Below are 20,444 nucleotides of genomic sequence, written 5' to 3' on the forward strand. Positions count from 1 at the left end.
TCTGGAACCAGTCCGAAGGCAACAACGGGTCAGCTGAGGTCGGTGAGCTTGCGCCGCAGCACTTCCCGCTCACGTTCGTTGCCGCACAACCGAACCGCCCGCTCCAGTTCGGCGCGGGCCTCACCGGTCCGTCCCAGCCGGGTGAGCAGCTCGCCGCGAACCGTCGGCAGCAGGTGCGAGGTCGACAGCGCCCCGGCAGCCGCCAGTTCGTCCACGATCCGCAGCGCCGCCGTCGGCCCCTGCGCCATCGACACCGCCACCGCCCGGTTGAGGTCGACCACCGGCGACGGCGCGAGCCGGCCGAGCGCCTCGTAGAGGAGCACGATCCGCTCCCAGTCCGTCGCCGCGACCGACGTTGCGACGGAATGACATTCGGCGATCGCCGCCTGCAGCCCGTAGGCACCGAGGCCCCGGCCGACCTGCTCTGCCCGGACCAGGGCGGCGCGTCCCCGGCGGATCGCGGCCCGGTCCCAGCGGTGGCGGTCCTGGTGCTCGAGCAGCACCGGCTCACCGTCCGCACCGGTGCGGGCGGGGAAGCGCGCCGCGGTCAGCTCGAGCAGCGCCAGCAGTCCGTGGGCCTCCGGTTCGTTCGGCACCAGCCGAGCCAACACCCTGGCGAGCCGCCGCGCCTCGCTCGCGAGGTCGAACCGGATCAGTTCGCCACCTGAGCTGGCCGAGGACCCCTCGGTGAAGATCAGGTAGACCACACTGAGCACCGAGCCGAGCCGCTCGGCGCGCTCGGGCGCCGGCGGCACCTCGAACGGCACCCGCGCCGCACCGAGGGTCTTCTTCGCCCGGGTGATCCGGGCCTGCACGGTGGCGGTCGGGACGAGGAACGCCCGGGCGATCTCGTCGCTGGTCAGGCCGCCGATCACCCGCAGAGTGAGCGCCACCCTCGCCTCCTTCGACAGCACCGGGTGGCAGGAGACGAACATCAGCGCGAGCACGTCGTCGTCGATCTGGTCCGGATCCCACAGCACGTCCCCCGCGCCGCGGGCGGGATCGGCGGGTGCGCCGCCCGCGACGACGCCGCCCTCGCCCAGGTCGTGGGCGAGAGCGGCGTACCTCTCGTCGAGGGCGGAGCGACGGCGGAACGCGTCGATCGCGCGACGCCGGCCGACGGTGAGCAGCCACCCCGCGGGGTTACGGGGCACGCCGTCGCGAGGCCAGGTCACCAGCGCTTCGGCGAGCGCCTCCTGGGCGAGGTCCTCGGACAGCGCGAAGTCGCCGGTGTACCGCGCGAGCGCACCGACGATTCGCGCGGACTCGATCCGCCAGACGGCGGCGACGGCCTCACGGCCGGTGGGGTCGGCCATCGCCTGCCGGTCCGCTCAGAGCTGGCCGGTGGCTTCGCGCCACGCCCGCTCCTTCTGGATCCACTCGTTGTCCTGCGGGAACTCGTCGACGGACGGGACCCGGCGGATCTCGGTCTTGAAGCCCGGCCCCGCCGACGGGACCCGCTTGGCCCACTCGACCGCCTCCTCCTTCGACGCCACCTCGAGGATGTAGAAGCCGCCGAACAGTTCCTTGGTCTCGCCGTACGGGCCGTCGGTGACCACCGGCGGGTCGGAGGAGTAGTCGACAACCACGCCCTCGGCGGCGTCGTCGAGCCCCTCCGCTGCCACCAGCACGCCCGCCCGGATCAGCTCGTCGTTGAACCGGCCGACGGTCTCGAGCATCTCGTTCATGTCGGCGTTCGCCATCCCCGCGTAGGCCTCGTCCGTCGCGCGCATGATCAGCATGTACTTCATGGTTCTTCTCTCCCTCGGTTGCCGGGCCCTCCCTCGGACCCTCTCACCCATAGGTCGAACGGGAAATGCCGTGGATCGACACCCCCGTCGATCTTCTTTCCCCGTCGAAGCCCGGCCCGGTCGCGACACGCGCGGCGGCCGATAGATTTGGGCCATGGACCTGCGCCAGATGGAGTACTTCCTCGCGGTCGTCGACTTCGGTGGGGTGACCCGCGCCGCCGCGCAGTTGCGGGTGGCGCAGCCGTCGCTCTCGCAGGCGGTGCGCAAGCTCGAGAAGGACCTGGGTACCGAGTTGTTCCACCGCGTCGGCCGCGGGCTCGTCCTCTCCCCCGCCGGTGAGGCGCTCGTGGGTCCCGCCCGCGCCATCCTGCGCGACGTGGAATCGGCGGAGAACGCCGTGCGCGACGTCGGCGCGATGCGCGGCGGCCGCATCGACATCGCCTCGCTGTCCGACCTGTCCTCCGACCCGCTGTCGGTGTGGGTCGCCAAGTTCCGGCAGCAGTACCCGAACGTGCGCTTCCACATCGAGGAGCGCGACGAGACCGCCGACGTGGTCTCGCTCGTCCGGTCCGGTGCCTGCGAGCTGGGCATCCTGTCGCTGCCCCTGCCGACCGACGAACTGGTGGGCGAGGAGCTGATCGACCAGCAGCTGGTGCTGGTGTGCCCGCCGGGCACCGAATCGCGCTGGCCCGACCCGGTGCCGATCAAGGAGCTCTCGCGCGTCCCGTTCGTCATGGGCGAGCGCGGCACCGCGACCCGGGACTTCATCGACCGGTCGCTGCGGATGCACGGCGTCGAGCCGGACGTCGCGGTGGAGGTGCGCCAGCGTGGCGCCGTGCTGCCGATCGTCCTGGCCGGCGGTGGGGTGTCGATCGTCGCGCTCCGCACCGGGCTCGACGCGCTGCCGCGCGGCGGAGTGGTGCGTGAACTCATGCCGCGGCTGACCCGCCGGATGGGTGTGGTCCGTCGGCCCGGGCGGACGTCCGCGGCCTCGACGGCGTTCCTGGCGTGCGCCCGGGACTCGTTCGGGGAGTTCGCCGAGTCCGTCGTCGGCCATATGACCCTCGGCCGGTCGTTGGTCGAGGCCGCGAGGCTGACCCGGGACGCCGGCGACCGCCAGATGCGCGAGCACAATGCCCGGGCCGACCTCGATTCATAGGCAATTGCAGTATTTCTGCAACATTTTTTGTCTTTGACCCAATCGGTCGCTGCACTTTCAATGGTGTGTACCCGATCACACCGCCGCGGCGCGACTGACGATCCACACAGGCAGTCACCTTCCGGTCCTGGCCCACATGCACGCCGCCGGTGTCCCCATCGTTTCCTCCGAAGGGACCACCATGACTCAAACCACCGCGCCGCCGATCGCCGCGACGTCACCACCGAAGCCGACGAACAAGCGGCGTGCCTGGATCGTCGTCGGCCTCCTGGTCCTCTTCATGCTCATCAACCACGCCGACAAATCCGTCATCGCGTTCGCCGGTGTCCAGATCCAGCAGGACCTGGGGCTGAGCTCGCAGCAGTTCGGCCTCCTGCAGAGCAGCTTCTTCTGGCTGTTCGCGGCCGGCGCGCTGTTCTTCGGCTGGCTCTCCTCGCGGGTGAACCTCCGCTGGCTGCTCGCCGGCCTGATGCTGACCTGGGTCGCCACCATGATCCCGCTGCTCGGCACGGTCAGCTTCGGCGTCCTCATCGCCTGCCGGGTGATCCTCGGATTCGCCGAGGGTCCCGCGTTCGCACTGGCCAACCACGCCGCGCACTCCTGGTTCCCACCGGAGAAGCGGGCGATGGCCGGCGGCTTCGTCTCCTCGGGCGCCTCGATCGGCACCCTGATCGCCGCACCGACCCTCACCTTCATCATCTCCAGGTGGAGCTGGCACGCCGCGTTCTACGTGCTGATCGCGATGGGCATCCTGTGGGCGGTGGCCTGGCTGATTTTCGGCCGCACCGCCGGTGACGACGGCGAGGCCCCGGTCTCGACGGTCGTGGTCGAGACGGTCGATGCCCCGTACAAGGCGATTCTCAAGACCGGCACCGTCGTCGGCATCGCCATCCTGATGTTCAGCTCGTACTGGTCGACCACGCTGAAGATCGCCTGGCTGCCCGTCTACCTCCAGGAAGGCCTGGGCTACGACACGGCCACCACCGGTCAGCTGATGATGCTGCCCTACGGGCTCGCCGCCATCGGCGCCATCGCCGCCGGCTGGTTCTCCGGACGGCTGGTCGCGCGGGGCGTCTCCCGCCGGATCGCCCGCGGCTACCTCAGCGCGGTGCTCGTCGCCGGCGCCGGCCTGTCGATGGCCGGGTTCACCTTCCTCCAGCAGGGTATGCCGCAGCTGATCCTGATCGCCCTCGCGTTCTCGCTGAACACCGCGGCCTTCGGCGTCGCACTCTCGGCGATCGCCGACGTGGTCCAGGCAAAGAAGCGCGGGATGGTGCTCGGCATGCTCTCGGCCGTCGCGAGCATCTCCGGGATGGTGGCACCGCTGGTGCTCGGCTTCGCCGTCGGCTCGTCCGTCGACAAGATCACCGGTTACGCGATCGGATTCCAGTCCAGCGGCGCCCTGATGATCGTCGGCGCGGTGATCGCCGTGTTCCTGGTCAACCCCGAGCGCGACATCGCCGTCATCCGCCGCCGCGTCGAACAAGCCGCACGGCCCAGTGTCGAGGAGACAGCATGATCGTCAACAAGCCCCTGGACGGCGTTCGCGTCGTCGACTTCGGACAGTTCATCGCTGCCCCGGCCGCGACCCAGATTCTCGTCGACCTCGGCGCCGACGTGATCAAGGTCGAGCCGCTACACGGCGAGTCCGCCCGCGGCATCGGTCCGGCCGGCGAGGCCATGCTGCAGAACTACAACCGCGGCAAGCGGGCCATCGCGCTTGACCTGAAGGACCCGAAGGCACAGGAGATCGCCCGGAAGCTGATCGCCGGCGCCGACATCGTGGTGCAGAACCTGCGCCCGGGCGTCATGGAGTCGTTCGGGCTCGGCGCCGAGGATGTCCTGGCGGCCCACCCGTGGATGGTCTACGCCACCGTCAGCGGATTCGGCCTGCACGGACCGTCGAAGTACCGGCCCGGGCTCGATATCGCGGCGCAGGCCGAGAGCGGCATGATGTGGGTCACCGGCGAGGCCGACAGCGAGCCGCAGAAGGTCGGCTCCCAGATCGTCGACGCGGCTTCGGGTTACGTCTGCGCGCAGGCGATCCTCGCGGCCTACGTGCGCCGGCTCCGCACCGGCGAGGGCGACACCGTCGAGGTCTCGCTGCTCGAGGTCGCGATCCACCTGCAGGGCACGAACTGGGGCCAGTACCTGATAACCGGCGAGGAGCCCGTGCGCAAGGGCAACGGACAGCCCAGCATCGCCCCCGCCGCGGACGTGATGACGACCAAGGACGGCAGCCTCGTCCTGTCCGCCTACTCCGACGGGCACTTCAGCCGGCTGTGCCGCCTCATCGGGCGTCCCGACGTGGCCGAGGACCCGCGCTTCGCGAGCAACACACTGCGGGTGGCGAACCGGAAGGCGATGCTCGTCGAACTGCGCGGCGCGTTCGGGGCGATGACGAGCGACGAGGCCATGGAGCTCCTGACCACCAACGGCGTTGTCGCGGGCAGGATCAACACCTACCCCGAGGCCATGCGGAGCGCCGATGTCGAGGCGTCCGGGTTGTTCATCGAGGTCAGCGGAACCGACGGGGTGTCGAACACCGCCCTCGGTTCGCCCTGGCACCTGGGCAGCATGCCCAAGCTCTCGACCGAGGGCGACCCGGATCTCGGCCAGCACAGCGCCGAACTGCTCACCGAGCTCGGCTACCCCGCCGACGAGGTCGACGCACTCGTCGCCGACAAGGTCGTCGGCATCCGCTGACCACCGGCACCCACCTGCCGCCATCCACACTTTCGAAGAGGGAAACACCATGCAGCGCAGCATCTTCACCGAAGAACACGACGCCTTCCGCGACTCCGTCCGCCAGTTCATCGCCAAGGAGATCACCCCGAACCTGCCCGACTGGGAGGCCGCCGGTTCCATCCCCCGCGACTTCTACAAGAAGACGGCGGAGATCGGCATCAACGGCCTGCAGGTGCCCGAGCAGTACGGCGGCGGCGGCATCGACAGCTTCCTGTTCAACACCGTCGTCTACGAGGAGATCGGTTACGCCGCAGCCTCTCTCGGCGGGTTCCAGGTGCACCTGAACACCGTGCTGCCGTACTTCCTCGAGTACGCCAACGAGGAGCAGCGCGACCGCTGGTTCCCCGGCTTCGCCGACGGCGGCCTGGTCAGCGCGATCGCCATGACCGAGCCCGGCATCGGTTCCGACCTGGCCGGCGTCACCACCACCGCCGTCCGCGACGGCGACGACTTCATCCTCAACGGCAACAAGACCTTCATCACCGGCGGCATCAACGCCGACCTGGTGATCGTGGTGGCGCGCACCTCGAAGGATCCCGAGAACCGCCGCAAGGGCCTGTCGCTGCTGGTCGTCGAGGGTGACATGCCCGGCTTCATCCGCGGTCGCAACCTGCACAAGATCGGCATGAAGTCGTCCGACACCGCCGAGCTGACGTTCGACAACGTCCGCGTGCCGGCCCGGAACCTGCTCGGCGAGGAGGGCAAGGCGTTCGGCATGCTCGCCCACAACCTGCCGCAGGAGCGACTCTCGATCGCGATCACCGGCCTGGCCACCGCCACCGCCGCCGTGAACCTCGCCATCTACTACGCCAAGGAGCGCCTGGTGTTCGGCAAGCCGCTGGCCGACTTCCAGAACACCAAGTTCGTGCTCGCCGAGTGTGCGACGGAACTGCAGGCCGGGCAGGCGCTGGTCGACCAGGCGCTGATCGCGCTGGACGCCGGCACCCTCACCCCCGCCGACGCCGCCAAGGTGAAGCTGTTCTGCACGGAGATGCAGGCCCGGGTCATCGACAAGTGCCTGCAGGTGCACGGTGGCTACGGCTACATGAGCGAGTACCCGATCGCACGCCTGTACGCCGACGCCCGGGTCACCCGGATCTTCGGCGGCACCAGCGAGGTCATGAAGAGCGTCATCTCGAAGTCGATGGGCCTGTAGGCATCCCATCCGGCCCCGGCGGGCCACACCCCGTTCCCATCCCGGACGCCCCGCGCCCGGACCGCATCGAAGGATCATCGACATGCAGATCAAGGACACCAACGCCGTAATCACGGGCGGCGCATCCGGACTCGGACTGGCCACCGCAACCCGCCTGGTCGAGGCGGGCGCCACCGTCACCCTGCTCGACCTCCCCGGCTCGGCCGGGGCCGAGCAGGCCGCGGCGCTGGGCCCGGCCGCGAAGTTCGTCCCGACCGACGTGACCGACTCCGACGCGGTCGCCGCGGCGTTCGCCGCCGCCGCCGAGCGCGGCCCGGTGCGATCCGTCGTGCACTGCGCCGGTCGCGGCCGGCCCATGCGCATCCTCGACAAGGCCGGCAAGGCCACCGACCTCGAGCCGTTCGAGTCGGTCATCCGGCTCAACGTCATCGGCACGTTCAACGTGCTGCGGTTCGCGGCCGAGGCGATGGCGAAGAACGAACTCCTCGACGGCGACCGGGGCGCGATTGTGCTGACCGCCTCCGTCGCCGCCTACGAGGGGCAGATCGGGCAGATCAACTACGCCACCTCCAAGGCCGGTGTGGTGGGCATGACGCTGCCGGCGGCCCGCGACCTCGCCGGCGTCGCGATCCGGGTGTGCACCATCGCGCCCGGCGTCTTCGCGACGCCCCTGCTTCTCAACGCCCGCGACGACATCCGTGACGCGCTGGCCGCCTCGGTACCGCACCCGCAGCGGCTCGGCGAGCCCTCCGAGTTCGCCGCGCTGGCCGCGCACATCATCGAGAACGGCATGCTCAACGGCGAGACGATCCGCCTCGACGGCGCGATCCGGATGGCCCCGCGGTGACCGACGCGGTACCCGCACCGGTCGTGTTGACCGCGCGGGTGGGACCGGTCCTGGTGATCACGCTCAACCGCCCGCAGGCCCGCAACGCGGTCGACCGTGAGGTCGCACAGGCGGTCGCCGCGGCGGTCGACCTGCTCGACACCGACCCGGGCCTGCGGGTCGGCGTGCTCACCGGATCGGGCGGAAACTTCTGCGCCGGAATGGATCTCAAGGCCTTCCTGCGGGGGGAAAGTCCCCGCATCGAGGGTCGAGGATTCGCCGGACTGGTCGAGGCCCCGCCGAGCAAGCCGCTCATCGCGGCCGTCGAGGGAAGCGCCCTCGCCGGCGGCTTCGAGATCGTGCTGGCCGCCGACCTCGTCGTCGCCGCTCCGACCGCGACGTTCGGCCTGCCCGAGGTCCGGCGCGGCCTGGTGGCCGCGGCGGGCGGGCTCACCCGGCTGCCGGCGCGACTGCCCCGGGCCATCGCGCTGGAGATGGTGCTCACCGGCAAGGCGATGACCGCCGCGCAGCTGCACCCGCTCGGCCTGGTCAACCGCCTCGCCCCCGAGTCCGCGGTGCTGGCGGCCGCGATCGAGCTCGCCGAGGAGATCGCCGCCAACGGACCGCTCGCGGTCCAGGCCAGCAAGCGGGTCGTCGACGAGTCCCCGGCCTGGCCGGTTGCGGAGCACTTCGAACGGACCCGGCAGATCGTGATGCCGGTGTTCGGCTCCAACGACGCGCGGGAGGGGGCGGCCGCGTTCACCGAACGCCGCGCCCCGATCTGGACCGCGACGTGATCACCGAGAACGACAGAACAGGAACACACCATGCGTGATGCAGTCATTGTCGAAGCCGTCCGGAGCCCCGTCGGGCGCCGCAAGGGCGGCCTGGCGGAGGTCCACCCCGTCGACCTGTCCGCGACCGTCCTGAACGCGCTGCTCGACCGGGCGGGCGTCGACGCCGGTCTGGTCGACGACGTCGTGTGGGGCTGCGTCGGCCAGGTCGGCGAGCAGGCCGGCAACATCGCCCGCAACGCCGTCCTCGCCGCGAACTGGCCGGAGTCGGTGCCGGGCACCACGATCGAGCGCCAGTGCGGCTCCAGCCAGCAGGCACTGCACTTCGCCGCCGCGGGCGTGATCTCCGGCCAGTACGACATCGCGGTCGCGGGCGGCGTCGAGTCGATGACCCGGATCCCGATGGGATCGGCGCGACGCGTCGGCCTCGGCGACGCCAACAGCGACGCGATCAAGCAGCGCTACGGCGGAATCGAGTTCAACCAGATTCGCGGCGCCGAGTCCCTCGCCACCAAGTACGAGCTGAGCCGCACCTGGCTCGACGAGTACGCCCTGCGCTCACACCAGCGGGCGGCCCGCGCCGTCGACGAGGGGCGTTTCACCGACGAGATCGAACCGATGACGCTCCCGGACGGAACGAAGCTCGAGTCCGACGAGGGACTTCGCCGCGCCTCGACCCTCGAGAAGCTGGGCCAGCTGGACCCGATCTTCCCCGAGGACGGCCGCATCACCGCGGGCAACGCATCGCAGATCTCCGACGGCGCGGCCGCGCTGCTGGTGATGTCCGGCGAGCGGGCCCGTCAGTTGGGGCTCACCCCGATCGCCCGGGTGCACACCGCGACGGTGGTCGGCGACGACCCCGTCACGATGCTGGCCGGTCCGATCCCCGCCACCGCGCGGGTGCTCGAGCGCGCCGGGCTGACCCTCGACGACATCGGCGCGTTCGAGGTCAACGAGGCGTTTGCCAGCGTCGTCGGCGCGTGGCTGCGAGCCACCGGGGCGCCCGAGGACCGGGTGAACCCCCTCGGCGGCGCGATCGCGCTCGGCCATCCGCTCGGCGGGTCGGGTGCCCGTCTGGCCACCACCCTCGTCCACCACATGCGCGCCGAGGGTGTGCGCTACGGACTGCAGACCATGTGTGAAGGCGGCGGCATGGCCAACGCCACCATCTTCGAGAACCTGGCCGTAGCCAACTGACCCGGTGTCCCGCGCGGGCGTGCCCTCCGCGCGGGACACCACCCCCGGCATCGACGGTCGCGCGGTTGACACCAGTTGTCCTGCTGCCCCTTACTTGTCGAGTGGCAGCGGGACGACTGGACGGACGGGTGGCACTGGTGGCCGGGGCCACCCGCGGCTGTGGGCGGGCGATCGCGGTCGAGCTGGCCCGGGCGGGCGCGCACGTGTACGCGACCGGGCGCAGCAGCAGGGACCACGGCCGCTCCGAGATCGACCGGCCGGAGACCATCGAGGGAACCGGCGACCTCATCGCGGCCGCCGGCGGCAGCGGCACCGCGTTGCGCGTCGACCACCTGGACGTGGACCAGGTCGAGGCGCTGATCGACCGGATCCGGACCGAACGGGAACGCCTGGACGTCCTGGTCAACGACATCTTCGGCGGCGACCGTTACGCCGAGTGGAACAAGCCGATCTGGCAGCACGACCTCGCCGGCGGTCTGCGCATGCTGGAGATGGGCGTGCACACCCACCTGATCACCCTGGCCCGGGCGATGCCGCTGGTCCTGGAGACCGGCGCCGGCCTCGTCGTGGAGATGACCGACGGCACCCACGAGTACAACCAGAACTACCGGCAGCTGGTCGGCCCCTACTACGACCTCGTCAAGGCCAACGTCGAGCGGATCATGACGGGCATGACCGTCGAACTCGCCGACACCGACACCACCTGTGTCGCGGTCACTCCCGGCTGGATCCGGTCGGAGGCAATGCTCGAGATCTACCGGGTGACCGAGCCGACCTGGCGCGACGCCCTCGTCGCGGAACCCGGCTTCGCCATCTCCGAGTCGCCCGCCTTCGTGGCCCGCGGTGTCGCCGCGCTCGCCGCCGATCCCGATCGCCGCCGGTTTGCCGGGCAGGTGCTCACCTCGCACGGGCTGGCAGTCACCTACGGCCACACCGACGTCGACGGCAGTCGGCCGGACTGCTGGGGCCACATGGCCGCCGGCAGCCCCGAACCCGTCGACGACTGGCGCTGAGCGGGCTGGTCCTCGTGATGGGGGTGAGTGGCCCCCCCCGGCTACAGCGGCGCACCGACTGGTCCGGCGGGTGACGCTACGGCCGCAGCCCGCGCCGGAGCATCCACCACGCCCGCGCCGCGACCTCGCGGCGGGTCGGCTCGTCCGCCTCGATCAGGATGGCCGCGAACATCGCCAACGCCAGGACGAAGTCGCCCGCGTCCACGTCCGCATGGACCGCGCCGTCGCGGCGCGCACCGTCGAGCTTGCCGGCCAGCAGTGCGGTCAGCCGCCCGCTGACCTCGATGATGCGGGGATCGTCGGTGCCGATCGGGCGCACCATCGCGATGAACGCGGTCGAGGTGGTGACCTGCTCGACCAGCGCGTCGAGCAGGTCGTCGAGGGTCGAATCGGGCCGGAGTGCCAGCTCCTCGACGACGGCGATGTTCTCCTCGAACACCGCGAGGACGACGCTGTCCCGGCTCGGGAAGTGCCGGTAGAGGCTGCCCTGGCCGACCCCGGCGGTGCGTGCGATCAGGCTCATCGGCACGTCGAAGCCGTGCTCGGCGAACACTTCCCTCGCGGCGGCGACGATCGCGGCGCGGTTCTCCGCGGCGGCCTTGGGTCCTCGGTTGACCCGACGCACAGAGTTCACGCCCACCAGCGTAATGACGCCGAGCACGCGGTCGATGACCGAGGCCGTCGTCGTGGCGGCGAAGCGGGGCCCGGCCCACACTATTGACTCCACGACCCGGTGTGACGCACACTGCATTTCCATCCGGACAGAGGTGTCCGGTTTGAGGGGAATCGAAACGTGAAGTCCTTGAACGCCGTTCGCGCGGTCGCCGGCGCGGCCGCACTGGCGCTGCTGCTACCCGTCGTCAGCGACGCCGCCGCACCCGGACCCGACACCGCCGGGGTGGTGATCGAGTCGCACGAGGTCGGCCGCAGCGTGGCCGCGCCGGCGGACTGCGGGCCCGGCTCACGACCGGAGACGGGCATGCAGGGCGACGTGCCCGCGGCCGACCGGGACAGCGGGCGCAGCACCGAGGGCTACAACTGCAACATCTCCCGGGTCGGCGGGTTCGCCGGCCGCGGCGCCGGCATCGTCTCGGCCAGCTTCGACCACTGCGCCTACCTGGGCACCATCTTCCCCGGCGACCTGCTCGGGCCCGCCCCGGGCGTGCAGGTCCTCGACGTCTCCGACCCCGCCAACCCGGTGCCCACCGTGAATCTGACCGAGCCTGCCATGCTCGCCGGCACGTGGGAGAGCCTGAAGGTCCACTCCGGGCGGAAGCTGTTGGTGGGCACCGGTGTTCCGGCGCTCACCGGCTCCGGCCTGCTCTCGGTGTACGACATCTCCGACTGCGCACACCCACGGCTGCTCAACCCGGGGACCGGCACCAACCTGCAGATGCCCTTGCCCATCACCTCCCACGAGGGCGGGTTCTCGCCCGACGGCATGACCTACTGGTCTGCGGGAGTTGTCCCGGGACTCGTCAGCGCGGTCGACCTGACCGATCCGTCGAATCCGCGGGTGATCTGGCAGGGCCTGTCCGGCCCGTCGTCGCACGGCTTCGGCATGAGACCCGACGGCAACCGCATGTACCTGGCGGACAACGCCGGCGGACTCAGGATCCTCGACACCAGCGCGGTGCAGCGCCGTGACCCGAATCCGCAGGTGCCCGTGCTGGCCCAGATGGCGTGGACCGACGGATTCGCCACCCAGCACAGCGTCCCGGCGACCTACGACGGCCACCCGTACATCTTCACCGTCGACGAGGGCGCGTCCGGCGGCGTCAAACTGATCGACGTGGCCGACGACGCCAACCCGAAGATCGTCGGCGGCATCAAGCTCGAAATCAACCTCCCCGAGAACATCGACAGCCAGATGGCGTCGGCCTCGGGTGGATCGGCGTTCGCCTACGACTCGCACTACTGCACGGCGGACCGGCCGGCGGACCCGACGGCACTCGCTTGCGGCTGGGCATCCTCGGGCATCCGGGTGTTCGACGTGCGGGATCCGTTCGCGGCGAAGGAGATCGGCTACTTCAATCCGCCGGCGATGAAGGGCCGCAACCTGGAGCGCTGGAACTCGCCGCACGCGTTGGCGTCGATCCTCGGATACCCGGCGCTCGCCGGACTCGCCGTGCCGGCAGCCAAGGAGCGCGGAGAGTTCGATCCCGCCCAGGCAGAGAGCCCGCGCACCGGCATGACCCTCGGCGGCGACCTGTCCACCGACTGGTGCATGTCGCCGCCGGAGTGGCGCGGCAACGACCTCTGGGTCACCTGCTCCGACAACGGCTTCCTCGCCCTGCACCTCGACGAGGACGTCTACACCCCGCCGGCGAACCAGCGGTCGACCCTCGGGTCATGACGAGGTCCACCCTCGTGCGCGGGGTCGCGTTCGCGTCGCTGGCAGTGCTGCTGCTGGTGATCGGCGCGGCCCTGCGGCCGTTGGTCGCCCCCGCGGACCCGCCCGCCGCCGACCCGGTGCTCAGCGCCACCGAGATCGGCTTCGTTCAGGACATGGCCGCCCACCACCAGCAGGCCATGCAGATGGCACAGCGCCTCGATTCGGGCGTCGACCCGGGGATCGCCGCGCTGGCCCGACAGATCCACGACAGCCAGTCCGTGGAGATCGGCATGCTCCTCGGCTGGCTTCGCCTCGCCGACGCGTCGCCCACCAACCGGCAGCCCATGTCCTGGATGACGGCGGATGCCGCTGGCGCACACCATCATCCGGAACCCTCGGCCGCATCTGACCCCTCGTCGGGTCTCATGCCCGGCATGGCGACCATGGCCGAACTCGACGCCCTCTCCGCCGCGCGTGGCCGCGACGCCGAGGTGCTGTTCCTCCAGTTGATGTACCGCCACCACCTGGGCGGCGTCGCGATGGCACAGGCCGCCGACGCGATGCTCACCGGCGGACCGGTCAAGCAGGCGGCTCGCGACATGATGGCGACCCAGCGACAGGAGGCCGGGCTGATGAGCGTCCTCCTGGCCCAGCGCGGCGGGCAACCGCTCCCCTAGGTGCTCCGGCCGGCGGATCGGAGTCAGGGGCGACGCGCCGCCCAGGCGGTGCGGCTGCCCCGGACCGTCAGGTCGCCGCGACGCAGGAGCGAGCCGGGGTTCTCGTCGTCCAGGAGGTGGTCGAGCGCGGCCAGGTCGTCGGCGTCCAACTGGCCGTCGAGGAAGGCACGGATGCGGGCGAAGTAGGCGCGCGCATAGAGCCCCGTGCGCGGCGGTGCCGGGTTCGCGTCGACGGCGAAGCTGCGTTGCTCGGCGACCTCGAAGCCGGCCCGGCCGAGGTGCGGCCGCCAGTCCGGGTGTGCGTTCCAGTCCGCCTCGGCCAGCAGCTCGTGGCAGCGTGTCTCCAGCCCGGGCGTGCCCGTCCCCAGGTCGTCCGGCAGGAAGCGCGGCAGCGCGTCCATCTCGACGACCACCAGCAGGCCGCCCGGGTTCAGTGCGTCGTGGATCTCGCGCAGCACCCGGTCGGGGTCGGCGACCTCGTGCAGCGACGAGGCCGCCCAGGCGAGGTCCACCCCACCGACTGCGGCGGGCCAGCCGAGGTCGAGGTCGGCCTGCACGACGCGCATCCGCTCGGCCACGCCCTGCCCGCGGGCGGCCGCCAGGACTCGGTCGAGCATCACCGGCGACCGGTCGATCGCGATCACTTCGGATGCGGGGAACTGCCTCGCCAGCGCCAGGCTGCCGGTGCCCGTCCCCGCGCCGACGTCGACGACCGTGCTCGGCGCGTCGGGAGTGTGGCGTCCCAGCCACTCGGTCAGGTCGCCGAGGTAGGAGCCGTGCACCTCGGCGTCCAGGTCCAGCAGGTCCGCGAGATCCCCGTCGTTGTGATGCCCATGTCCATGCCCATGCCCGTGCTCGTGGCCGTGGCTCCGGTGGCGGTCGTGCTGTGTCATGCCTCCACAGTAGGGCCGAAATGCGTAACAGGCATACCATCTTGCCTATGACGCAAGAAACCGATGTGGACGCCCTGATCCGCCAGCGCATCCGCGGCCTGCGGCTGGCCCGGGGTTGGTCGCTGGACGCGCTTGCCGCCCGCTGCTTTCTGAGCCCCTCCACGCTGAGCCGCATCGAGACCGGGCACCGCCGGATCGCGCTCGACCAGCTGGTCCCCATTGCGCGTGCCCTCGGCACCACGCTCGATCAGCTCGTCGAGTCGGCCGACGACGAGGATGTGGTGATCCGGCCGCAGCCGGAGCACACGCGGGGGCAGACGATCTGGCTGCTCTCCCGCGAGGGCGCCCTGAACGGCGTGACCGTGGCGAAGATGCGCATCACCCCCGAGCGGTCGACCGGCGAAGGTCGGCTGGGTGTGCACCCCGGCCGCGAGTGGTTCACCGTGCTGTCCGGCACGGTGCGGCTGCACCTGGGTGAGCGGACCCTGCTGATCCAGCCGGGTGAGGCAGCCGAGTTCTCGACGATGGTCCCGCACGCCATCGTCGCGCACGACGGTCCCGTGGAGATCCTCACCATCTTCGACCGCGACGGAGAACGGGCCCACCTACACACCTCGGACGACGCTCCGCAGCCGTGATCGTCCGTGCCCCAAGGGAACAGGACCGGTTGGTTACCGCCCGTGCGCGCGCAACTGGTAGAGCCCCGTCGTCACCGCAACGACCACGCCGTCGGCGTCGGTGACCGTCGACTCCAGGGTGAAGTCGGACTTTCCGGCCTCGTCCGCCTCCCGCGTGACGCGGATGATCGTGTCCTCGTCCAGAGTCGCCTCGGCGCACACGTCCGACGTCGCCGGGCGCTTGAACGTGATCCGCAGGTCCTTCACCAACGGGTAGTAGCGGGTCCCGTCGAACGAGGCCACCGCGATCGCCCCACCGAGCATCTCCGCGACCGTGAACAGCACACCCGCGTACATGACGCCGAAGTGGTTGCCGTTCCCCTCGACCGGGACCATGCTCGACGCATACCCCCTCCTGGCCGAGGTCGCCCGCACACCCATGTTGTGCACCACCGGAACCGCCGCCTCGACGACGCCGTTCACGGCCTGGGCGAACTCGGAATTCTCACTGGTAACGGACATCGCTGTGGCGTCCCCTCTGATGGGTGGATCATGGCTGGACAGTTCGTCGACGGCGGCCGGCCGCGGACGAACTGCGCGTCACGGTATCAACTTCGATGCCACCGGTCGGCGACAATGAGGTACTGCCACCGTTGGCAGATTCCCCCTTGGACACGCGGCCTTCCGGGTGTGCAATTGAGGAATGAACACCCTGGAAATCACACCATCCGAACGCCGCCGGACCGCGCGGGCAGCGGTAGAGGCCCTGGGTCCTCAGCGCAGCGACCACGCCCTGGTCCGGGTCACCTGCCCGTCGAGTCATCGGGTGGCCACCGTCTACAAGACGCCCGAAGGCCCCGCGCTGGTGTCCGGGGGCGGACCACACGCACACGGCTCGCGCGACTTCGTCGACACCGCTCATCACGGAGACAGCCTCGGCTCCGAATTCGTCGACATGCTCGCGGCCACCGCGTTCGAGGACGACGCCGTCCCGGCCCGCTGCGCCTGCGGCCCGCACACCCTGTCGCGGCGCGAACTACTGCAGGCCGTCAAATCACACACCCACGTCCTGCCGCTGCCCTGACCGGCCGGCCGCGGCCGCCCGGCCGAGACCCGGCGCGGGCCGCGCCTCGTCCCCCTCCACCGGAGAAGCCCCCGACACTCCGGGGGCTCCATCGCCGTGCGCCCGTGTCACTTCCGGCGCGCCGAGACCAGCATCGGCTCGTGCAGGTCGTGATAGGACACCTCCCCCATCAGCTTCCGCTCCTCCTCGAACAGCGATCGCAGGTCGTCGGGGATCTCCACCTTCTCGTGGGTGCGTGCGTCCGACTCGGAGGTGAAGTACACGGCCTCGACGTAGTCGCCGTCGGCGTCGGCCGCGAGGGTGCCGCCGATGATCTCCGGCCGCAGCCGGTGGACCTGATCGCCCGCCTGCGTCAGCACGTCCCGCAGCCGGCCCGCATCGGGCGTGTGCCCCTCCATGACCTGTACGAAACCCGCGTCGTCCGAGCCGCCACCCATCCACTCGGTGACGTCCGGGCAGTCCATGAAGGTGCAGGGACCGTCGAAGCAGCGCTCCGTCTCGGCCCACCATGCGCCCTGTTCCGGCCGCTCACTGTTCCGGCGAGCTGCGTCCGCGGACTCGAACCGGGCCAGCATGATGAACGTCCCGTCGTCGGACGTTCCGCAGGTGAAGCCCAGGTAGCCGGTCGCCCCCGGCTGCAGTTCCTCGGTCCAGCGGTCCATGCACCGGCGTAGGCCCGCCTCGTCCGCGACCTTTCCCTGAATGACTTGGATGAACATGTCTGCCTCCTCGGGCGGGGCAACACGGGCCCCGCCGTGAGCGCGAGCTCCGGTGGCCGGCACGTCGCGGTCCACCGTTCAGCGGGCACCACACGGCCCGCGGCGGCGGCCACCACAAGACCAATCCTTCGCGCAGGCCCGAGCCGATGCAAGGGCTCACGGACCGCCAGTCAGCTAGACCGCTCGTGAGCGCACTCGCCCCAGGAAGGAGCCTCCGAAAACGCTGTGCCGAAACCTTTTCCGGCGATCGCGACAACCGGGAGACGCAGCCGAACTTGCCGAGCGCGTGCGCCTCCGCAGGGCCGCCGCACCCAGCGTTACGATGCGCTGCCGGTGCCGAACGGCGACTCCAGGACGTCGAATGCCATTGTGGTGGTGGCGGGATCGCCGACCGGCGGAGCGAAGGTGAGAACTGCGACATAGCGGCCGGCCTCGTGCACCGAGGTGGCCACGGTCGCACCACCCAGCGTGAGCGCTGCCGTCAGCGTGCGGCGGTCGCCGTCGGGTTCGGTGATGTCGATGACGACCGGGGTGGATCCGGCCGCACCGACGGGGCTGGGGGCGACCACGACCGCAAGGGTCGTGACGGTGTCGGAGTAGATGGTTCCGATCGGCGGCACGGCGGTGATCTGGTAGCTGGTTGCCGCCGACGCCACGGGCGCAAGGGCAAGGCAGGCCGCGCCGGCAAATACGAATACGGACAATGACTTTCGAGTCATACTCATACGAAATCCCCTACTGTCGGCGGCCCTGCTTCGAGTCATGGAAAGCGCCCCCTGAGGGTATGGCAGCACGCCGGATCCCGCCGAGTTCGACACTCCACCCCGAAGCCGCCCAAATCAGGTGAGACCGAGAGCATCTCGACCCCGCCCCGCGACGGCGCGAGTCGTTCAAACTGCAATCAATTATGAGGAATGATCTGACTCGGAACGGAATCCGCAGGCCCCGGCACGCGGATGCGGGCGGCCACAGCCCTGGCCCCGGCCCTGGCCCTGGCCCTGGCCCTGGCCCTGGCCCTGGCGACAGCGTCTCGGACGACCGACCGGCTACTCGACCGACTGAATTCAGGACCGACCGAAGTGGGGCCGACCGCCCCTCGCCACGGCCCCCGGGAGGCCGGCACCAGTGCAGATATAGCGTTATGTGATGAAGGCCACATAATGCCCCGGAGCACTGCAAACCCGGCGCGGTGAACCTCAAAGCATAGACCCGCCGTAGACGCGGCGGCCGCGAGGTGGCACTCTGTAGTCGAGACCGGGATCCTCGACCTGAGGTTCGGCTCGCAGTAACAGGAGTAAAAAAGTGGCACAAGGCACCGTCAAGTGGTTCAACGGCGAAAAGGGCTTCGGCTTCATCGAGCAGGACGGTGACGGACCCGACGTGTTCGTGCACTACTCCGAGATCCAGGGCAGCGGCTTCAAGACCCTCGACGAGGGCCAGCGCGTGGAGTTCGAGATCGGCCAGGGCCAGAAGGGCCCGCAGGCCACCGGCGTTCGCACCGTCTAAATAGCGACTTCGTCTAGGGGACCTCGCCGACTCGGCGACGCGTCCACCTGACCACCGAAGGGCGCCTCCGTTCACGGAGGCGCCCTTTGCGTTGTTCGCGTCCGCCCCCTGAGCACACACCCCGACAGCACAACTGGGACAGGCGTACAACTGTCCGACTCATTCGCATCATCAACATGGTTAGAACATGTTCTACTTTCTCTCAAATCTCCGCCCATCACCACCTGAGAGACCGGTATACCCATGCCTCGATCCAGCCTGCACCGCACCGCCGCGCCCATCGGCGTCGTCGCCCTCACCGCAGGACTCGCCCTGATCGGCGCCCCCGCGAACGCGGGCACCGTCAACTTCCAGACCGCTTGCCAGGCCACCCCCTCGAAGTTCGCCGGCCCCCAGCACCAGGTCGCCGGCGCGTCCGTCACCGTGACCGCCCCCGCCACCGTCGCCCCTAACGAGACGTTCACGTACCGGATCCAGCACGGTCCCGGCTCCTACCCGGACTCGCAGTCCGGCGGCACCACCACCAACCTGTCCCGGATCAAGTTCGACTTCGAGATCCCGGCCAACACCACCCTGGTCAGCGCCGCGGTGGTCCCCGGCACCGGCGCCAACCTCGACAACATCCCGCCCAGCGTGCTGCGCGTGAACACCGCCGGCAACGTCGACGCCAACGGCCCGATCCTGCGCCTGTCCGGAAACAACGAGGTGATCGGCAACAGCCCGAGCAGCAGCGGTGACAGCGAGGGCGGCATCCGCGCGCCCAAGTGGAAGAAGAACCTCGACGGCACCGCCAACTCCGGCGGCAACAGCGTCTTCCAGCTGCCCGCGGTCGATGTCACCGTCACCGCCGTCGCCCCCGGAACGATCACCCCGAAGCTGCGTACCAGCGGCAACGCCGCCGGCTACAACGCCGACGAGAACTACAGCACCTCGCTGGCCAAGGCGTCGGCACCGGTCGTCGGCACCGTCTGGGCGCCCACCCGCTGCGTGCCCCGGGACAGCCAGGGCGGCGCGCTCAACGCCGGCGCCAAGCCGCTGGCCACGATCCAGGTCGTCGCGCCCGCCGTGGACACCACCACCACGCTGACCGCGCCCGCCGACGCCACGGTTGGGGCCCCGGTCACCCTCTCGGCCAGCGTCGCACCCGCCCCCGCGGGCGGCACCGTCCAGTTCAAGGACGGCGACACCAACATCGGCGCACCGGCCACGGTCGTGAACGGCACCGCCGCGCTGCGCCACACCTTCGCCGCCGAGGGCGCACACACCCTGACCGCGGTCTTCAACGGCGCCGACGGATTCACCGGCTCGACCTCCGCGGCCAAGACCGTCAACGTCACGCCCGCAACGGTCGTGGCCGCCCCGACCGCGACCACGCTGACCGTGCCTGCCACCGCGACCTCCGGGTCCGCGGTCGCGCTGTCCGCGACCGTCTCCCCCGCCCCCGAGGGCGGCACCGTCCAGTTCTCCGAGGACAACACCCCGATCGGCGCGCCGGTCGAGGTCGTCGGCGGCGTCGCCACCCTGTCGCACACCTTCGCCGGCGCCGGACACCGCAACATCACCGCGTCCTACCAGGGCTCGCTCGGCTTCGCGGCCTCGCAGTCGGCCTCGGCCACCGTCGATGTCAGCGCCCCGGCGCCGTCCGACGTCGCGACCGTCACCAAGGTGACGGCCCTGCCCACGGCCACCGTCGGCAAGTCCGTCGACCTGTCCGCCACCGTCTCCCCCGCGTCCGCGGGCGGCACCGTCCAGTTCATGGACGGCACCGACAAGATCGGCGGACCGGTCACCGTGGTCAAGGGCGCGGCGATCCTGCCGCACACCTTCACCACCACGGGCGGTCATTCCGTCACCGCCGTCTACAGCGGTGCGGTCGGCTACGTGAAGTCCACCTCGGCGCCGTTCACCGTGACCGCGTCCAACGCCGCCACGGCTCCCACGAACCCCTTCGGCTCGTGACCACCCGCCA

The 20,444-nt window shown here is 70.4% G+C and carries 21 protein-coding genes; 14 read left to right on the forward strand and 7 right to left on the reverse strand.

Annotated features, from left to right (window positions below; genetic code table 11):
• Window positions 1-29: 29 nt before the first annotated feature.
• A complete protein-coding gene (locus RT2_RS04250) occupies window positions 30-1,316 on the reverse strand; it encodes an RNA polymerase sigma factor (protein ID WP_072843292.1) in 1,287 nt (428 codons plus the stop codon).
• A gap of 15 nt (window positions 1,317-1,331) precedes the next feature.
• A complete protein-coding gene (locus RT2_RS04255) occupies window positions 1,332-1,751 on the reverse strand; it encodes a YciI family protein (protein ID WP_072843293.1) in 420 nt (139 codons plus the stop codon).
• Window positions 1,752-1,905: 154 nt separating this feature from the next.
• Here RT2_RS04255 and RT2_RS04260 point away from each other — a divergent pair, with 154 nt between their 5' ends.
• From RT2_RS04260 to RT2_RS04295, 8 genes are all read left to right on the forward strand, one after another.
• On the forward strand, window positions 1,906-2,910 hold the full coding sequence (locus RT2_RS04260; protein ID WP_174556663.1) for a LysR family transcriptional regulator: 1,005 nt from the start codon (window positions 1,906-1,908) through the stop codon (window positions 2,908-2,910).
• Between the two features lie 181 nt (window positions 2,911-3,091).
• On the forward strand, window positions 3,092-4,429 hold the full coding sequence (locus RT2_RS04265) for an MFS transporter (RefSeq protein ID WP_083577060.1): 1,338 nt from the start codon (window positions 3,092-3,094) through the stop codon (window positions 4,427-4,429).
• Entirely contained in the window at window positions 4,426-5,616 is a 1,191-nt protein-coding gene (locus tag RT2_RS04270; protein ID WP_072843294.1) for a CaiB/BaiF CoA transferase family protein, read from the forward strand. The genes RT2_RS04265 and RT2_RS04270 overlap by 4 nt, the downstream gene beginning before the upstream one ends.
• Before the next feature lie 49 nt (window positions 5,617-5,665).
• Entirely contained in the window at window positions 5,666-6,814 is a 1,149-nt protein-coding gene (locus RT2_RS04275; RefSeq protein WP_072843295.1) for an acyl-CoA dehydrogenase family protein, read from the forward strand.
• An 82-nt stretch (window positions 6,815-6,896) separates the two neighbouring features.
• Window positions 6,897-7,661 carry an SDR family NAD(P)-dependent oxidoreductase gene (locus RT2_RS04280; protein ID WP_072843296.1) on the forward strand — a complete coding sequence of 255 codons (765 nt, stop codon included), beginning with the start codon at window positions 6,897-6,899 and terminating at the stop codon, window positions 7,659-7,661.
• Window positions 7,658-8,437 (forward strand): crotonase/enoyl-CoA hydratase family protein, encoded by a 780-nt coding sequence (locus tag RT2_RS04285; RefSeq protein ID WP_072843297.1) that lies wholly within the window; start codon window positions 7,658-7,660, stop codon window positions 8,435-8,437. The genes RT2_RS04280 and RT2_RS04285 overlap by 4 nt, the downstream gene beginning before the upstream one ends.
• A 30-nt stretch (window positions 8,438-8,467) precedes the next feature.
• Entirely contained in the window at window positions 8,468-9,631 is a 1,164-nt protein-coding gene (locus RT2_RS04290; RefSeq protein ID WP_072843298.1) for a thiolase family protein, read from the forward strand.
• A 101-nt stretch (window positions 9,632-9,732) separates the two neighbouring features.
• Window positions 9,733-10,644, forward strand: coding sequence for an SDR family oxidoreductase (locus RT2_RS04295; protein WP_072843299.1), 912 nt, complete (start codon window positions 9,733-9,735; stop codon window positions 10,642-10,644).
• A gap of 76 nt (window positions 10,645-10,720) precedes the next feature.
• Here the strand turns inward: RT2_RS04295 and RT2_RS04300 are convergent, their stop codons facing one another.
• On the reverse strand, window positions 10,721-11,278 hold the full coding sequence (locus RT2_RS04300) for a TetR family transcriptional regulator (protein ID WP_072843511.1): 558 nt from the start codon (window positions 11,276-11,278) through the stop codon (window positions 10,721-10,723).
• 159 nt (window positions 11,279-11,437) lie between these two features.
• On the opposite strand from RT2_RS04300, the gene RT2_RS04305 reads away from it, so the two are divergent.
• Together RT2_RS04305 and RT2_RS04310 are read left to right on the forward strand one after the other, a co-directional pair.
• Window positions 11,438-13,000, forward strand: a complete 1,563-nt coding sequence (locus tag RT2_RS04305; protein ID WP_072843300.1) for an LVIVD repeat-containing protein — start codon at window positions 11,438-11,440, stop codon at window positions 12,998-13,000.
• Window positions 12,997-13,656 carry a DUF305 domain-containing protein gene (locus tag RT2_RS04310; protein WP_072843301.1) on the forward strand — a complete coding sequence of 220 codons (660 nt, stop codon included), beginning with the start codon at window positions 12,997-12,999 and terminating at the stop codon, window positions 13,654-13,656. The genes RT2_RS04305 and RT2_RS04310 overlap by 4 nt, the downstream gene beginning before the upstream one ends.
• 23 nt (window positions 13,657-13,679) lie before the next feature.
• Here RT2_RS04310 and RT2_RS04315 read toward each other — a convergent pair whose 3' ends face one another.
• Window positions 13,680-14,549: a class I SAM-dependent methyltransferase gene (locus RT2_RS04315; RefSeq protein WP_072843302.1), complete on the reverse strand. Its 870-nt coding sequence runs from the start codon at window positions 14,547-14,549 to the stop codon at window positions 13,680-13,682.
• Between the two features lie 47 nt (window positions 14,550-14,596).
• Between RT2_RS04315 and RT2_RS04320 the strand changes: the two genes are divergently transcribed.
• On the forward strand, window positions 14,597-15,187 hold the full coding sequence (locus RT2_RS04320) for a helix-turn-helix domain-containing protein (RefSeq protein ID WP_072843303.1): 591 nt from the start codon (window positions 14,597-14,599) through the stop codon (window positions 15,185-15,187).
• A 33-nt stretch (window positions 15,188-15,220) separates the two neighbouring features.
• On the opposite strand, the gene RT2_RS04325 is transcribed toward RT2_RS04320, so the two are convergent.
• Window positions 15,221-15,688: a PaaI family thioesterase gene (locus RT2_RS04325; protein ID WP_072843304.1), complete on the reverse strand. Its 468-nt coding sequence runs from the start codon at window positions 15,686-15,688 to the stop codon at window positions 15,221-15,223.
• A 181-nt stretch (window positions 15,689-15,869) separates the two neighbouring features.
• On the opposite strand from RT2_RS04325, the gene RT2_RS04330 reads away from it, so the two are divergent.
• Window positions 15,870-16,250 carry a hypothetical protein gene (locus RT2_RS04330; protein WP_072843305.1) on the forward strand — a complete coding sequence of 127 codons (381 nt, stop codon included), beginning with the start codon at window positions 15,870-15,872 and terminating at the stop codon, window positions 16,248-16,250.
• Window positions 16,251-16,357: 107 nt separating this feature from the next.
• Here RT2_RS04330 and RT2_RS04335 read toward each other — a convergent pair whose 3' ends face one another.
• Together RT2_RS04335 and RT2_RS04340 are read right to left on the reverse strand one after the other, a co-directional pair.
• Complete coding sequence (locus RT2_RS04335; RefSeq protein ID WP_072843306.1) at window positions 16,358-16,969, reverse strand: hypothetical protein; 612 nt, start codon at window positions 16,967-16,969, stop codon at window positions 16,358-16,360.
• 317 nt (window positions 16,970-17,286) lie between these two features.
• Complete coding sequence (locus RT2_RS04340) at window positions 17,287-17,625, reverse strand: hypothetical protein (RefSeq protein ID WP_245709213.1); 339 nt, start codon at window positions 17,623-17,625, stop codon at window positions 17,287-17,289.
• A 646-nt stretch (window positions 17,626-18,271) separates the two neighbouring features.
• On the opposite strand from RT2_RS04340, the gene RT2_RS04350 reads away from it, so the two are divergent.
• Window positions 18,272-18,475, forward strand: coding sequence for a cold-shock protein (locus RT2_RS04350; protein WP_072843309.1), 204 nt, complete (start codon window positions 18,272-18,274; stop codon window positions 18,473-18,475).
• A gap of 243 nt (window positions 18,476-18,718) precedes the next feature.
• The gene (locus RT2_RS04355) at window positions 18,719-20,434 is read left to right on the forward strand and encodes an Ig-like domain-containing protein (protein WP_072843310.1); all 1,716 of its coding nucleotides are present in this window, start codon (window positions 18,719-18,721) and stop codon (window positions 20,432-20,434) included.
• Window positions 20,435-20,444 lie beyond the last annotated feature (10 nt).

This window comes from Rhodococcus tukisamuensis NBRC 100609 (assembly GCF_001894985.1).
GTDB lineage: Bacteria > Actinomycetota > Actinomycetes > Mycobacteriales > Mycobacteriaceae > Rhodococcus_G > Rhodococcus_G tukisamuensis.